This window comes from Amycolatopsis sp. GM8, from assembly GCF_021653975.1.
Taxonomy (GTDB): Bacteria; Actinomycetota; Actinomycetes; order Mycobacteriales; family Pseudonocardiaceae; genus Amycolatopsis_E.
On record NZ_JAJKFK010000005.1, the window covers coordinates 463,459 to 477,410 of the forward strand.

Consider the following 13,952-nt stretch of genomic DNA (forward strand, 5'->3'; position numbering starts at 1 on the left):
TGCGCATGATCGTTCGCCGGGTCGGGGTCGCCGTCATCACGTTCGTCCTGGCGTCGGTGCTGATCTTCCTGTTGGTGGATCTCGCCCCGGGTGATCCCGCGAAACTGCTGGCGGAGCGGCGCTTCGGGGCGACCAGCACCATGGAGAACGTGGCGCAGGTCCGCGCCGAGCTCGGGCTCGACCGCTCCGCCCCGGAGCGGTACCTGTCCTGGATCGGGCACGCGTTCCGGGGCGACTTCGGCAGTTCGTTCCAGAACGGCCGATCGGTGGCGCACGATCTCGCCGACAAGGTCGGGGTGAGCCTGATCCTCGTCCTTTGTGCCGCGCTGGTAGCGCTCGTGCTGGGAGTGCTACTGGCCGGCCTCGGTGCCTGGCGCCCCGGTGGCTGGATCGACCGCGCGACACGCGGTGTGGCGATGACGGGGGTGTCGGTGCCGACGTTCTTCCTCGGCCCGCTACTGCTGTTGGCGTTCACGCTGAAGGCGCCTGTGTTCCCGGCAATTGGGGAGAGTGGTCCGCCGTCGTGGGTGCTGCCCGCGCTGACCCTAGGCTGTGGCTCGGCCGCGATCTTCGCGATCGTCGTACGCGTCCTGGTCGAGGAGGCGATGACACAGCAGTACGTCATCACCGGTCGCAGCGTCGGCGCACTGCCCGGTGCCGTCCTGGTGCGCGATGTCCTGCCCAACATCGCGCCCCAGGCGGTGACGGTCTTCCTCACCCAGATCGGCTTCACGGTGCTGCCGGGCCTGACCATCGTCGAGACGATCTTCGCCTGGCCGGGCATCGGTGACTATTTCCTGCGCGGGCTGCTGTTCCGGGACTTCCCGGTGATCCAGGCCGTGCTGCTGCTGTTCGTCGTCGTCCTGATCGTCCTCAACCTCGTGGCCGACCTCATCCAGGGGATCCTCGACCCGAGGGTCCGCCGCTCGCTCCGGGAGGGAACCCGATGATCCGCACTGTGGTCACCGCTCTTCGCGGCCTGCCCAGGGCCGCCGGCATCGCGGTGCTCGTCATGGTCGTGGTGAGCCTGGTCGCGCCCCTGCTCGCACCGTACGACCCGAACGCCATCGATCTCGGCAACGCCTTCGGTGGCCCGGGCGCCCACCATCTGCTCGGCACCGACCAGCTCGGTCGCGACCTGCTCAGCCGCCTCCTTCTGGCGTCCCAGACGACGATCACGGCGGTGGCCGCGGTGATCGGCTGCGCGATCGTGGTGGGCGGGACGATCGGGGTGCTCGCCGGGGCGATCGGCGGCATCGTCGACGAGATCGTCATGCGTGTCACGGATGTCTTCATGAGCATCCCGAGCATGGTCATCGCGCTGGCGGTGATCGGCGCCTTCGGCACCGGCTATCTCACGATGATCATCGCGCTGACGCTCGGCTGGTGGTCGGCGTATGCCCGCCTCTCCCGCAGCGTGGTGCTCTCGACCAAGGAACAGCCCCACATCGAGGCACTCAAGGTGCTCGGCGCGAGTCCGGTGCGGATCTTCGGCCGGCACCTGGTGCCCGCCGCGATCGGCCCGGCACTGGTGTACGCCGCGGGTGACGCCGGGCTCGTCGCCCTGTCCGTGGCCTCCCTCAGCTTCCTCGGCATGGGGGTGAAGCCGCCCCAGTCCGAGTGGGGTCAGATGCTCGTCGACGGCACCCGTTACCTCGAATCCGACGCGATGCTCGTGATCCTGCCGGGCGCGGCTCTGACGCTGTTCGTGGTGACGCTCAACGTGTTCAGCCGGTCCATCGCGCTGCGCTCCAGCCAAGGCGCGCTCCCCCGCGCGACGCTCGCTCGCCGCCTCGGCCGGCTGCCCAGCCTGGCGCCCCGGGCCGCGCGGGTCAGAGTCGCCCCCGACCGCGCCAAGAGGATGGTGTCCCAATGACCGCCGGGCCGGTCCTCGAAGCTCGCGAATTCTCCCTCCGGTTACACACTCGCGAGCAGAGCATCACCATCGTCGACGAGGTGAGCTGGTCGGTGGCGCCGGGCGAGACGCTGGCCGTCGTGGGCGAATCGGGTTCCGGGAAGACCGTCTCGACGTTGGGCATCTTCGGCCTGTTGCCTGCCAATGTGGCCGCCGACACCGGCGGGCAGGTGCTGCTCCGCGGCCGCGACGTGCTGAATCTCGTCGACGCCGAGCGCGCGGCGATCCTCGGCAGCGACGTCGGGGTGATCTTCCAGGACCCGCTGACCGCGTTCAATCCGATGCGCCGGATCGGCCCTCAGATCGCCCACAGCGTGCGGACGCATCTCGGCCTGGACAAGGCGAACGCGCGGCAGCGGGCGATCGAACTGCTGGCACAGGTCGGAATCGCCGACCCGCGGGCGCGATACTCGGCCTACCCGCACGAAATGAGCGGCGGGATGCGGCAACGCGCCCTGGTCGCCCTCGCGATCGCCGGCGAGCCCACGGTCCTCATCGCGGACGAGCCGACGACCGCTCTCGACGTGACGACCCAGGCCCAATTGCTCGAACTGCTCCGGGAAATCCAGGCCGAACGTGGTCTCGCGCTGGTGCTCATCACGCACGACATGGGAGTCGTGGCGTCCATGGCCGACAAGATCGCCGTCATGTACGCCGGGAGGATGGTGGAGTACGGCGACGCCATCAGTGTGCTGACCGATCCCGACCACCCCTACACCTCCGGGCTCCTCGCCTCGATCGCCGATCCGCGCGCGGGCGCGAAAGAGCCGTTCCGGGTGCTGCCCGGGCTACCGCCGGACCTCGCGGGTGTGGGCGAGGGCTGCCGATTCGCGGACCGCTGCGAACTCGCCGAAGCGTCCTGCGCCGACCTTTTCCCGGTCCTGGCACCGCTGCGCACTCGCCCCGGCGGCTGGCAGACGTCCGCCTGCTGGAAGCACCCACGCCACGAACCGCTCACCGAAGAAGAGACGGCGGTCCAGTCATGAGCCTCCTGACGATCGAGGACCTCACCGTGAAGTTCTCCAGCGGCGGCACGACGGTCACGGCGGTGGACGGTGCGACCCTCTCGGTCGACGGCGACGAGGTCGTCGGCCTGGTCGGCGAGTCCGGCTGCGGCAAGTCGACACTCGCACGCACCGTCGTCGGGCTGCACAGCGCGGCGAACGGCCAGGTCGTCTTCGACGGCCAGGTGGTGAGCAGCCTGCGCGGCTCGGCACTGCGCGCCTATCGCCGCCAAGTCCAATACGTCTTCCAGGACCCGCTTTCCTCGCTCAGTCCTCGGCTGAGCGTCGGCAAGGCTGTCGCGGAGGCGCTCGACATCCATCGGATCGGCCGGCCCTCATCCCGGCCGGCACGCGTCCTCGAACTCCTGGAGCTGGTCGGACTGTCGGCCGCGCACGCCGACCGGATGCCCTCGGCGCTCTCCGGGGGCCAGCGGCAGCGGGTCGCCATCGCCCGGGCACTGGCCGTCGAGCCCCGGATGCTGATCTGCGACGAGCCCGTCAGCGCGCTCGACGTGTCGATTCGCGCGCAGATCATCAATCTCTTTCTCGATCTGCAGCGCGAGTTCGGCCTCGGGCTGCTGTTCATCGGCCACGATCTCGGGCTGGTCCGGCGGATCTCCGATCGGGTCGCGGTGATGTACCTGGGGCGCGTGGTGGAGCGAGGGACGGCACACGCCGTCTTCGACCAGCCCCAGCATCCCTATACGCGCGCGCTGCTCGCGGCGACGCCATCGGCGGATCCCGTCGTCGAACGCCGGCGCGACCATGTGCTGCTGGCGGGCGAACTGCCCAGCCCGAGCAATATCCCGGCGGGTTGCCGATTCCACACCCGCTGCCCCGTCGCCCTGCCGACGTGCGCCACCGTGGAGCCCGTCGAGCGGCCGGTCGACCAGGAGGCATCGGACGCGGTGTCGTGTCACCTCGGTGACCCGGCCGTGCCACAGGAGCTGGCCGTGAGCTGACGCGTCCGCACTCATCCGTCCCCACCAAAATCGAAACGTTAGGAGCCTTGAAGTGCCTTCACTGGGCGTATTGGCCGATGCCCGCATCATCGTCGTCGGCGCGGGTGCGGTCGGTAGCTGCGCCGCCTACCGGCTGGCGCAGGCAGGCGCGACCGTCACGATCGTCGAGCGCGGCTATCCGGGCGGGGCCACGAGCGGGAACAGTTTCGCCTGGCTCAACGCCTTGGGCAACTTCCCCAAACACTATTACCGGCTGCGCACCAATTCGATCCGGGCGCACCGCGAGCTCGAGCAAGAGCTTTCCGGCGACTGGCTGACCCTCAACGGTGGGCTGCATTGGGTGTCCTCCACGGGGCAGAGCCAGTTCGAGCTGACGGAGTCGTTGAAGCGACTTCAGACGTGGGGGGCGCGTGTGGACGCGTACACACCGGATGAACTCGCCCGGTCCGTCGAGCCGGGACTCTCCCTTGAAAAGGAGGAGGTCGAGACCGTCTTTCACATTCGAGACGAGGGCTGGCTGCAACCGGCGCTGATGATCCGTTCGTTGCTACACCGTGCCGCCGGCGAGTACGGCGCCCGGGTCATCAATGCCACGGTGACGGAAATGCTCGGCGGACCGGGTGAGGTCACCGGGGTGGTCCTCGACTCGGGGGATCGTCTCGAAGCCGATGTGGTGATCCTGGCCGCCGGTCCTGACTCCCCCGGACTGGCCTCTCTCGCCGGCGCGGTTCTGCCCGTGGAGACCAACTTCGGGATACTCGCGGTCACGGCGCCGGCGCCGGCGATGATCCAGCACGTGGTCATCGCGCCGGACCTCTTCATCCGGCCGGACGGCGGCGGCCGGATTCTGGCCACATCCGACTCGTTGCTCAGCGTTCCGGCCGATATGGTGCCTTCCGCTGAGCTGCCAGAGATCAAGAAGTTGCGGGACCGGCTCTCGGAACTCGTTCCCGGACTGTACGACGTCCCGTTCGAGGCGTTCCGGCGCGGAGTGCGAGCCCTGCCGGAGGACGGGTATCCGATCGTCGGGTTCGATCCCGGCGTCAACGGACTCTATTACGCCGTCATGCACAGCGGGATCACCCTCGGTGCCGGAATGGCCGATCTCATCGTGGACGACCTGAGCGATCCGGATTTCGACGGCCTCGCGCATTACCGGCCCGATCGGTTCACTCCCGGACGCACCTTCCAGGGCCCTGCCGGCGAGTAGGCAGCAGCTACTTGCTGGGCGAGTCTGTCGCCGTGAGCGCGGTGGCGGTGTCGACGATCGTCTGTTCGGTGGGGCGGGGCTGCCAGCCGAGTGTGCGTGCTTTGCTGCTGTCGCCGAGCCTCGTGCGGCCGAGTTCGGAGCGCACCATCGCCAGCTGCGGGTTCACTCGGGCCAGCAGCTTGACGATGATGTCGGGCATCGTGTGTGTGGGTACCTTGGTGGCTTGGTCCGGGAGCTTGTCGCGCAGGATGCGGGCGATGTCCCGGTACCACAGGAAGCTGCCCGACGCGAGAAAGCGCTGGCCTGCGGCGGCAGGACTCGTCATGGCGAGAATGTGCAGTTCGGCGACGTCACGGACATCGACGACGTTCCAGCCGATGTTCGGGATCGCGGGGATCTGGCGGGCGAGCAGGCGGCGGATGACGTCGGTCGTTCCGGCCGCGGTCCGCGCGCCCAGCGGGGGGCCTTGCATGAAGGTCGGTAGGACGGCGGTCAGCTCGAGCCCGGTCGCGTCGGCGAGTTCCCAGGCGTCGCGCTCAGCGAGGATCTTGGAGTCCGGGTAGGCGTGCTGTGGGGTGCCGGACGGCTCGGCATAGGTCGTTTCGCTCGCGGGCGCGTTCGAGTCGCCCGCATAGGCCGTGAGGCCGGACGACGTGAGCACCGCACGCGTCACCCCGGCCCGGGCGGCGGCGCCCAGGACACGCCGGGTGCCCTCGCGGGCGGTCTTGATGAGATCCGCGCCCGAGTCGAAAGGCATCGGTGACGCGGTGTGAATCACGTAATGGGCGCCCTCGAAAGCCCTGTCCCAGCCCTCGTCGCTGAGGAGATCAACGACAGCGAACTCGATGCCCCCGGCCGCTTCCGCGCCCGCGCGGCCGCTGACGGCTTGACGCACCTGCTCCTCCTTGCCGTGGCTGCGCACAGTGGCGCGCACCCGGTAGCCGCGCTGGAGCAGGCCCGTGATCACCCAGCCCGCCAGATAGCCGGTTCCGCCCGTGACGAGCACTGTCTCACTGCCGTTACTGCGAGTCATCTACCTCTCCATATTCATTGAGTTTCTCATTGATATTAGGAGGGTAACATGAGTCCGTGACTGCCGACCGTGACGCGACGACACCGACGACGCACCGCGCGGACGCCGAGCGGAAAGCCGAGATCGTCCGTGTTCTCGTGGAAGTGGGACACTCCGCGGACGCCGTCGTGGCCCAGGTGCTCGGGGAGTTCGGGGTGCCGGCCTCCGTCGCCGGCACGCTGTGGGCGCTCGCGCCGGGTACCGAGCCGCCAACAATGCGGGACGTGGCCGCCCGCCTCCGCTGCGATCCTTCGACCGTCAGTCTCGCCGCCGACAAGCTCCAGAGCATGGGACTCATCGCCCGCCGGCCGCACCCCTCCGACGGCCGCAAGCGAACCCTTGCCCTGACCGAACGCGGGCACGGCCTATGGGAGGTGCTCAGGACGCGACTTCACGCCTCCGGCCTCTTCACCGGTCTCGATGCGGAGGAACAGCGCACGCTGCTCGCGCTGCTGACGAAAATGCAACTGCGAGGCCGTGTTTAGAGCCCTAGGCTCCGCCGGTCACAGGTGAGATGATCTTGGCGTGGCTGGGGTGATCACGGCCTCCGAGCCATCCTGGATAGCCCCGTTCGCCGGGCTGAACCCGCGTTGTTTCGGCAAGCATGGCGGCGCGGATGGCGGCCCCGCCCGCCGGCCCACCACCAGATCGCGCGGTCCTCGCCAGGAACCACTTCAGAATGCGGCTGCGGAGTGCCAGTGCACGGCGCAGAACCTACGAGAAGATCGCGCCGAGGTCGACCGGGGCGGTCTTGTCTTCGAAGCTCATCGACTGCTCGATGGCGGCGAGGTGCCCGGTCATGGCCTCGGCGGCGCCTTCGCCGTCGCCGGCCTTGATCATCGCCACGATGTGTGCGTGGTCGTCGGGCCGGCAGGTGGTGCTGGTGGGCGAGTCGTAGAGCAGGATGGCCAGGCAGGTCAGCGCGCTGAGTTCCTTCATCGGCCGGGCCATCGCCTCGTTTCCGGCCAGGTCCGCGGCGAGATTGTGGAACTCGCCGGAGAGCCGGATGACGGGTCGCCGGTCGTCCGCGGCGCGCGCCTGGTACTCCGCCTCCACATGCTGTTGCAGCCGGTCCACATCGCCGGGGGTCGCGCGCTTGGCGAGCCGTCGCACGATGGCCGGCTCCAGGGCCCGGCGCGCTTCGAAGATGTCACAGGACTCTTCGAAGGTCGGCCGCGCGATGAACGCGCCCTTGTTGGGCACCACCCCGATGAGGTTCTCGTTCCCCAGCCGGGCCAGCACTTTGCGCACCCGGGCGCGGCTGACCTTGAAGACGGCGGCCAGCTTCTCCTCGGGCAGCTTGGTTCCCGGGGGCAGCCGGTGCTCCAGGATCGCCTCGTAGATGCGGTCGTAAACCGGGTCGGCGGCCAGGTCGTCCGCGGTCGCCCCGGCCGGCCTCATGGTGACCAAGTGGCGAGCACCCCCTTCAGCTTCAACGCTGTCGATCCTACTGCGCGTCATCGGTTCGCTCGTCATGTGTGCGCGTTGCCGACCTCGTGATACGAGCGGCGGTAGTAGACCAGCGCCGTGTCCGACTCCGCCGCGACGACCTGGATCACGCGGCCGAGCATGACGCTGTGGGTGCCGATGTCGAGCAGGTTTTCGATGGTGCAGTCGAACGCGGCGACGGCCGACGAGAGCAGCGGCGCGCCCGTGACCGACGGAAGCCATTCGGCGTGCGCGAAACGCGCCGACATGTCCTGGGTGGCGCCGGAGAACAGTTGCGAGAGTTGCCGGTGGTGGCCGGCCAGCACGTTGACGGCCAGCACTCCGTTGCGGCGAAACGGTTCGCTCTGCTGGCTGCGGCGGTTCATGCACACCAGCAGCGTCGGCGGGGTGTCGGTCACGCTGCACACGGCCGTCGCGGTGAATCCGAGGCGGCCGGCGGGCCCGTCGGAGGTGATGACGCAGACCCCTGATCCGAGGCGGGCCATGCCCTCGCGGAACTGCGCGTCCAGCCCGGTGGGCATCACCGTGTCGCTCCCAGCGAGTACCTGTCGGCGAATTCCCGTGACAGCGGCTCGGACATCAGGATCGGCAGGACGCGGTCGGTGTGCGGGAACCCGTTGAACAGGACGTCCCCGGCCGCGGGGTTCGTGCTCGCGGTTTCCAGCACGCGCGTGGCGCTCGCGGGGAGCTTTTCGAGGAACAGGTTGTTGAATTCCCACGCCGTGCGACCGTGATCGAGCCACAGGTCCTGTCCCACCTGCGCGAGCCAGGCGTCGTCATAGGCCTGCTCGCCCCTGGCGGCGATAACGTCGACGAGGAACTTGGCGCTGCGATTGGCGAAGTTCCCGCCCTGCCCGCACACCGGGTCGAAGCTGATCGCGGTGTCCCCGACCGGGATGACGCGCCCGCCCGATGGTGTGACACCGAATGCCTTGCGCACCGCCGGGGTGAACCGGCCCGTCAGCCAGGCGTGCGGATCGTCGTCGACATAGACCATGTCGTCGGCGATGTGAGTCTCCCAGGGCGCGGTCTCCCGGACGATCTGGCTGCCGATGGCGACGACGTCCGCACCGGAGGCCGCCTCCCCGAACCGGTCGATCATCGAGCCGGGCCGCGCCTCGAAGAGCAGGGCGAAGGTCGCGCCTTCGGTCTTGTGCTCGTAGGGCACCCAGAAGTACTCCCCCACATCGCCGAACTGGTTGAACTTGGTGGGCACGTAGTCGAGGCGGTCGCCGAACCACTCCGAGACATGCCTGCCGGAGCGGCTCTTCACCACCGCCATGGCCAGATTGCGTTGCGGGGACGAGAAAGGCGACCACCGCGGGTCGACCTCGATCACCTTCGACAGCTCGGCCTTGCCGGCGGCCAGGATCGTGAGGTCGTTGGCCAGCGCGATCTTGTCGATCCAGTCCAGGTCGACCGAGCCGATGACCAGCTTGCCGCCGATGCCCTCGAAGTCCGACAGCCACCGGCTCACCCGCATGCGCTGGTCGATGCCGGCGCCCCGGCGCCCGAACTCGGTGCGGCCCGTGACGGTCATCCGCGGGCCCCCGACGGTCGCCAGGGAATCCAGCAGGAAGCCCTGGCCACGGAACGAGGACGAGGACCAGTGGTCCATACCATAGCTGCGCTCGACGTCGATGACGTCTTCGTACAGATACGCCGACCCGGTCGGTCGTGATTTGTTCAGCCACTCGTCGGGGGTCCGGTCGGAATACAGGGTCACCTCGTATCCGGCCTGGACGAGCCCGTAGGCGGTGATGCAGCCGGCGGGGCCGGCTCCGACAACGGCGATCTTGCGCATGGCGTGGTTCCTCGTCTCTAGGGTGGGCACGGCGACGGGACAGGGTGGGCCTCGGTTCTGGCAGGCCCCGCCAACAATGATGGCTCCAATCTTAGCCATGGATTGGCACCAATCAAGACCGTCTCTGGTCTTAATCTGAGTGTTACAGGAACTCCTCTGCGCCCATTACGGCGTCGTAAACGCTGGTAACAAGCATGTTGTCGCCAAAGTTTTTGTGGATTGGTGCCAGTACGGTCCACTGGTGCGCGCCGCGAGGCGCGGGCCGCGAATTCTTGGAGGAGTCAGATGAAACGCCGAGCTCCATTCTCCGTCGCGATGGCGGTGATGCTGGTCCTGCTCAGCGCGTGCTCACCGAGCATCCGGGTCCGGGAACTCACGCTGCCCGCCGGGCTGGCCCCGGAACCGGGCATCGACATCCCTCAACTGACGATCAGCGCCGGCTGGTCGCCCATCGGCGACGGCCTCATCCCGTTGATCGGCGAGCGCCGGGGATACTTCCGCGACGCCGGGATCGAGTTCACCCGCACCAACGGCTACAAGAGCAATCTGCTGACCTCGATGACCCCGATGCTCAACGGGCAGATCGAGATCGGCGACACGTACATGCCCTTGCTGACCCCGCAGATGTCCACGGTGCAGAGCGTGACGACCTTCGCGCTGCCGACCACGGCACACGTCCAGCGGATCCTGGCGCCCAAAGGGAAGTACAAGACCCTCAGCGGCCTGATGGCACAGGGGATTCCGTTCCGGCAGGCGGCGCAGGAGGTGATGGCACAGCTCAAGGGCAAGACCATGCTGCTCTACACCGGAGTGGACCCGCAGTTCTACAACGTGGCACTGGGGCTTGCCGGGCTGACCCTCGGCGACGTCAAGACGCAGTACATGGGCGATCCGGACATGGTGACCGCAGCGCTTTCCGGGCAGGGCGATTTCGCCTCGCCCAATGGCGCGGTCCAGGTCTCGCAGCTGCAGAGCGCCGGCTGGGAGCCGCTCATGATCGTGTCCGACGTCATCACCAACCTGCCGTCGGAAACACTGAACATGGCCAACACCTACACCGGATTCGTGACGACCAAGAACTTCGCGTCCGAGAACTACAACGCGATCCTGCGGTTCACCGGGGTGCTGTTCCGGATCATCCACGACCTTGACGCCGACCCGGTGGGCGCCTGCGCGAGCTACGTCGACTACATCAACAGCTACACCGGCAGCCACCTGACCGCCGAGGACTGTTCGCACCTCTATACCGACGGCATCTACGAGCTGAACACCTTCGAGAACTACCAGGCCGTGGCCGGACCGACACCGCCCAATCCGCCGCCGAACCACGCGACCGACTACCCCACCCAGACCAACGCACAGATCCAGCGCTTGCAGGCTCAGGCCGTGCTGCCGGGCGGGCACTATTCGGCGTCCGACATCAGTTTCGCCGACCGCGTCTATCACGATCTGCGCACCTACCGCGACCAGGCCCGGGCCCTGCTGGCGACGGCGCCGCCGGGTCAACTGCACAGCCAGGCGCAGAAGTTCTACGACGACTACGACTATCTCGACGCGTATCGCTACGCGCTGGCCGCGACGAAGGGATAGACATGACCATTCTGGCTTCACGTCTCGGCGCCACGACCGAACCGGAAACCGGCGGCCCGGACCGCCGCAGCTCGCGTGCCCGGCCGGGCACAGCGTGGCTCTGGCCGCTCGTCGGTGTCATCGGATTCGTGCTCGTGTGGGCGCTCCTGGCCGCGCTGGTGCGAAGCAGCGCGGTGCTGCCCGGGCCGTGGGAAGTGGCGAAGAACTTCGCCGCGAACTTCAACGGCTCACCGGCCCTGAAGTATCTCGGCCTGGACGTCACCAGTTACGTCGGCAACCTTGGCTACACCGGCTCGATCGTGTTGAGCGGCTGGCTGATCGGAGCTGTCATCGGCGTGGTCACCGGGCTGGCGTCGGCGCGCACCCAATGGGTCCGGAATCTGGTCGAACCGGTGACGACGGTGTTCGGCGTGGTGCCGATCCTGGTGGCAGCGCCGTTCGCGCTGGTCTGGTTCGGCACCAGCACAACCGGGAAGTTCCTGCTCATCGTCTTCTTCAGCGCGGCAACAGTTCTGGTGGTGGCACAGTCCGCCGCGCTGGCCCTGCCGCTGCGGTACGAGGAATACGCGGCCACCCTCGGCGGCGGCTCGTCCGCCCGGCTGCGCCGCGTGGTCTTCCCCGCCACCTTGACCACGACCCTGACGGGTCTTCGCGCCGCGCTCGGCCAGGCGTGGGGGCTGGAGGTCGTGGCCGAGCTTCTGGGCGCGCCGGCGGGAATCGGGCGTGCCATCGCCGTCCGGGCCGGCACCGGTGACATCGCCTCGGTCATCGCGCTCATTCTCGCGCTGGGAATCCTGGCGCTGCTCTGTGATGCCGTGTTGTCCCTCATCGTCCGGCAGTTCGCCCAGTGGCAGACCGACAAGGAGCCCTCATGACCGGGTTGACCCAAACCGAGGCCACAACCGGCCAGACAGTCGACGATGTCGCCGTCGACGTCCGTGGCCTCACCATCACGTTCACCGCGGCCGGGAAGACGATCACGCCCATCGATGGTCTGGACCTCCAGGTGCGGCGCGGCGAACTGGTCTGCATCCTCGGACCGTCCGGACAGGGCAAGTCCACCTTGCTGCGGGCCGTGGCCGGTCTCACCCGGCCCGACGCGGGCAGCATCACCACACCCGAAGGCGCGGTGACCGAACCGGGAGCCGAGCGGGGCATGGTGTTCCAGCAGGACGCCATCCCCATGTGGCTGCGTGTGCAGGACAACGTGGCGTTCGGCCCGAAACTGCGCGGCGTGCCCCGCGCCGAGTACCAGCCCACCGTGGACCACCTGATCGAAGAGGTGGGCCTCGACGAGTGGCGTCGAGCCTGGCCGCGGCAACTGTCCGGCGGGATGCGCAAACGGGTCGCCATCGCCGCCGTGTTCGCGAACGAACCCAGCATCCTGCTCATGGACGAACCCTTTGGCGCACTGGACTTCTTCACCCGCGAGAAATTGCAGGGGCTGCTCCTGCAACTGTGGGCCGAGACCGCCAAGACCGTCCTGTTCGTGACCCACGACGTCGACGAGGCACTGCTGCTCGCCGACCGGATCGTCATCCTGGGCAAGGGCCGGGTGGCTCAGGACATCACAGTTCCCTTCGCCCGGCCGCGCGGTGACGATCTCCGCTCGGACCCCGCCGCGATCGAGCTGCGTCAGGAACTCATCGGCCGGCTGGGGGAAAAATGAGCGCTCCGACCGTCACGCGCCCGGTTGTCACCGCGTCGCGGGCATCGCGCAGCGGCACGGTGACCCGCACGCGCCCGTCATTGAAGGCCCTGGGTGCGGGAATCGTGCTCTTCGCCGTGGCGTGGGAAGCGATCGCGCTCGTGTTCGCCCATACCGTCGCCCATCCCGAATACGTGATGCCCGACCTGTGGTACGCGCTGCGGACCGGGCTGCCCGGGCTCTCGGACTACTACTCGGGACGCCTGGGCGGGCACCCGCCCGCGCTCGGCGGGAGCCAGTCGGCCTGGCTGGGCATCCTGGCTCTCGTCGACAACTCATTGACCTCGTTGTACCGCGTGGTCCTGGGGCTGGCCGGCGGCGTCGTCATCGGCGTCACGGCCGGTCTGGCGATGAGCTGGTCCCGTCCACTTCGCGGCGCCTTCGGTGGCGTGGCGAACCTGTCGAGGATGATGCCGCTGCTGGCCATGGGGCCGTTGTTCACCCTGTGGTTCGGTGCCGGCAGCGCGGCCAGCATCGCCTTCATCGTGTTCAGCGTCGCCCCGATCATGCTGATGGCGACGACGACCGCGGTCGAACGCCTCGACCCGGACCAGCTCGCCTGGGCCCGCACATTGGGTGCCGGTCACTGGCGGATCTGGACCCAGGTCGTCCCGCGCAGCATCGTGCCCGAAGTGGCCGGCGCACTGTCGGTCGCGAGCGTGCTGGCGTGGAGTGTGCTGCTGGCCTCCGAACTCTGGGGCATTCAGGACGGTTTGGGCTGGGCGATGGGACAGGCCCTCGGGTTCACCCAGATCTCCGAGGTCATGATCATCGCCCTCACCTTCATCATCCTGACGTTCTGCACCGTGCGTCTGCTGGGCGCCGCCGTGCGCCGCCTCTCCCGGTGGGCCGACTGACAACTTCAGGCGTGGTCGGTGGCGGCGGCGGTCTGTGCGGTGGCGTCGAGGTTGGCGCGTAGTGCGTCCACTTTGGCGGTGGCGTAGGCGTGGGCGTCTGAGCCGAGGAGCAGGCGTAGTGGGCCTTCGTCGCTGACGACGTGGTACGCCCGCTGGATGTTCCTCGACCAGGACGCCCGCGCCCTGTTCGTGGACTGGCCCGACCAAGCCCGCGCCGCGACCCCGACACCACCACCACCGCCCTCGTCACCGAACTACGCGAACACAGCCGTGAGTTCGACCAATGGTGGGAACAACACCGCGTACACCGAAACCCTCACCCCACCCGGCGACCCCGACATGACGCTGTACATCTACACCACCGAACCCGACTCACCCTCA

At 68.2% G+C, this 13,952-nt stretch carries 14 protein-coding genes and 2 pseudogenes; 12 read left to right on the top strand and 4 right to left on the bottom strand.

The features are described from left to right. Window positions 1–5 precede the first annotated feature (5 nt). Genes LOZ83_RS25670 through LOZ83_RS25690 form a run of 5 tightly spaced genes read left to right on the top strand, consistent with a single transcriptional unit; the run spans window position 6 to window position 5,091 of the window. Entirely contained in the window at window positions 6–950 is a 945-nt protein-coding gene (locus LOZ83_RS25670; protein WP_236794215.1) for an ABC transporter permease, read from the top strand. Further along, window positions 947–1,876 carry an ABC transporter permease gene (locus tag LOZ83_RS25675; RefSeq protein ID WP_236794216.1) on the top strand — a complete coding sequence of 310 codons (930 nt, stop codon included), beginning with the start codon at window positions 947–949 and terminating at the stop codon, window positions 1,874–1,876. The genes LOZ83_RS25670 and LOZ83_RS25675 overlap by 4 nt, the downstream gene beginning before the upstream one ends. Next, window positions 1,873–2,901, top strand: a complete 1,029-nt coding sequence (locus tag LOZ83_RS25680) for an ABC transporter ATP-binding protein (RefSeq protein WP_236794217.1) — start codon at window positions 1,873–1,875, stop codon at window positions 2,899–2,901. The genes LOZ83_RS25675 and LOZ83_RS25680 overlap by 4 nt, the downstream gene beginning before the upstream one ends. Next, on the top strand, window positions 2,898–3,881 hold the full coding sequence (locus LOZ83_RS25685; RefSeq protein ID WP_236794218.1) for an ABC transporter ATP-binding protein: 984 nt from the start codon (window positions 2,898–2,900) through the stop codon (window positions 3,879–3,881). Before LOZ83_RS25680 ends, LOZ83_RS25685 begins: the two co-directional genes overlap by 4 nt. A 52-nt stretch (window positions 3,882–3,933) precedes the next feature. Further along, on the top strand, window positions 3,934–5,091 hold the full coding sequence (locus LOZ83_RS25690) for an FAD-binding oxidoreductase (protein ID WP_236794219.1): 1,158 nt from the start codon (window positions 3,934–3,936) through the stop codon (window positions 5,089–5,091). Between the two features lie 7 nt (window positions 5,092–5,098). Here LOZ83_RS25690 and LOZ83_RS25695 read toward each other — a convergent pair whose 3' ends face one another. After that, entirely contained in the window at window positions 5,099–6,124 is a 1,026-nt protein-coding gene (locus tag LOZ83_RS25695; RefSeq protein ID WP_236794220.1) for an NAD-dependent epimerase/dehydratase family protein, read from the bottom strand. 56 nt (window positions 6,125–6,180) lie between these two features. Between LOZ83_RS25695 and LOZ83_RS25700 the strand changes: the two genes are divergently transcribed. Together LOZ83_RS25700 and LOZ83_RS25705 are read left to right on the top strand one after the other, a co-directional pair. Beyond that, on the top strand, window positions 6,181–6,648 hold the full coding sequence (locus LOZ83_RS25700; RefSeq protein ID WP_236794221.1) for a MarR family winged helix-turn-helix transcriptional regulator: 468 nt from the start codon (window positions 6,181–6,183) through the stop codon (window positions 6,646–6,648). A gap of 40 nt (window positions 6,649–6,688) precedes the next feature. After that, window positions 6,689–6,766 (top strand): annotated as a pseudogene (locus LOZ83_RS25705) (IS5/IS1182 family transposase); the annotation flags it as partial. A 111-nt stretch (window positions 6,767–6,877) separates the two neighbouring features. Here LOZ83_RS25705 and LOZ83_RS25710 read toward each other — a convergent pair. The 3 genes from LOZ83_RS25710 to LOZ83_RS25720 all read right to left on the bottom strand — a co-directional run bounded on the left by LOZ83_RS25710 (window position 6,878) and on the right by LOZ83_RS25720 (window position 9,416). Then, window positions 6,878–7,564: a GntR family transcriptional regulator gene (locus LOZ83_RS25710; protein ID WP_236794364.1), complete on the bottom strand. Its 687-nt coding sequence runs from the start codon at window positions 7,562–7,564 to the stop codon at window positions 6,878–6,880. A 71-nt stretch (window positions 7,565–7,635) separates the two neighbouring features. Next, the gene (locus LOZ83_RS25715) at window positions 7,636–8,133 is read right to left on the bottom strand and encodes a flavin reductase (RefSeq protein ID WP_236794222.1); all 498 of its coding nucleotides are present in this window, start codon (window positions 8,131–8,133) and stop codon (window positions 7,636–7,638) included. Then, the gene (locus tag LOZ83_RS25720; protein WP_236794223.1) at window positions 8,133–9,416 is read right to left on the bottom strand and encodes a styrene monooxygenase/indole monooxygenase family protein; all 1,284 of its coding nucleotides are present in this window, start codon (window positions 9,414–9,416) and stop codon (window positions 8,133–8,135) included. The genes LOZ83_RS25715 and LOZ83_RS25720 overlap by 1 nt, the downstream gene beginning before the upstream one ends. Before the next feature lie 285 nt (window positions 9,417–9,701). Here LOZ83_RS25720 and LOZ83_RS25725 point away from each other — a divergent pair, with 285 nt between their 5' ends. From LOZ83_RS25725 to LOZ83_RS25745, 5 genes and pseudogenes are all read left to right on the top strand, one after another. Further along, complete coding sequence (locus LOZ83_RS25725; RefSeq protein ID WP_236794224.1) at window positions 9,702–11,006, top strand: ABC transporter substrate-binding protein; 1,305 nt, start codon at window positions 9,702–9,704, stop codon at window positions 11,004–11,006. A 2-nt stretch (window positions 11,007–11,008) separates the two neighbouring features. Beyond that, window positions 11,009–11,881 carry an ABC transporter permease gene (locus LOZ83_RS25730; RefSeq protein ID WP_236794225.1) on the top strand — a complete coding sequence of 291 codons (873 nt, stop codon included), beginning with the start codon at window positions 11,009–11,011 and terminating at the stop codon, window positions 11,879–11,881. After that, window positions 11,878–12,675, top strand: coding sequence for an ABC transporter ATP-binding protein (locus LOZ83_RS25735; protein WP_236794226.1), 798 nt, complete (start codon window positions 11,878–11,880; stop codon window positions 12,673–12,675). Before LOZ83_RS25730 ends, LOZ83_RS25735 begins: the two co-directional genes overlap by 4 nt. Continuing rightward, entirely contained in the window at window positions 12,672–13,571 is a 900-nt protein-coding gene (locus LOZ83_RS25740; RefSeq protein ID WP_236794227.1) for an ABC transporter permease, read from the top strand. Before LOZ83_RS25735 ends, LOZ83_RS25740 begins: the two co-directional genes overlap by 4 nt. 140 nt (window positions 13,572–13,711) lie before the next feature. Continuing rightward, a pseudogene (locus tag LOZ83_RS25745) lies at window positions 13,712–13,909 on the top strand (transcriptional regulator); the annotation flags it as partial. Window positions 13,910–13,952: the final 43 nt, after the last annotated feature.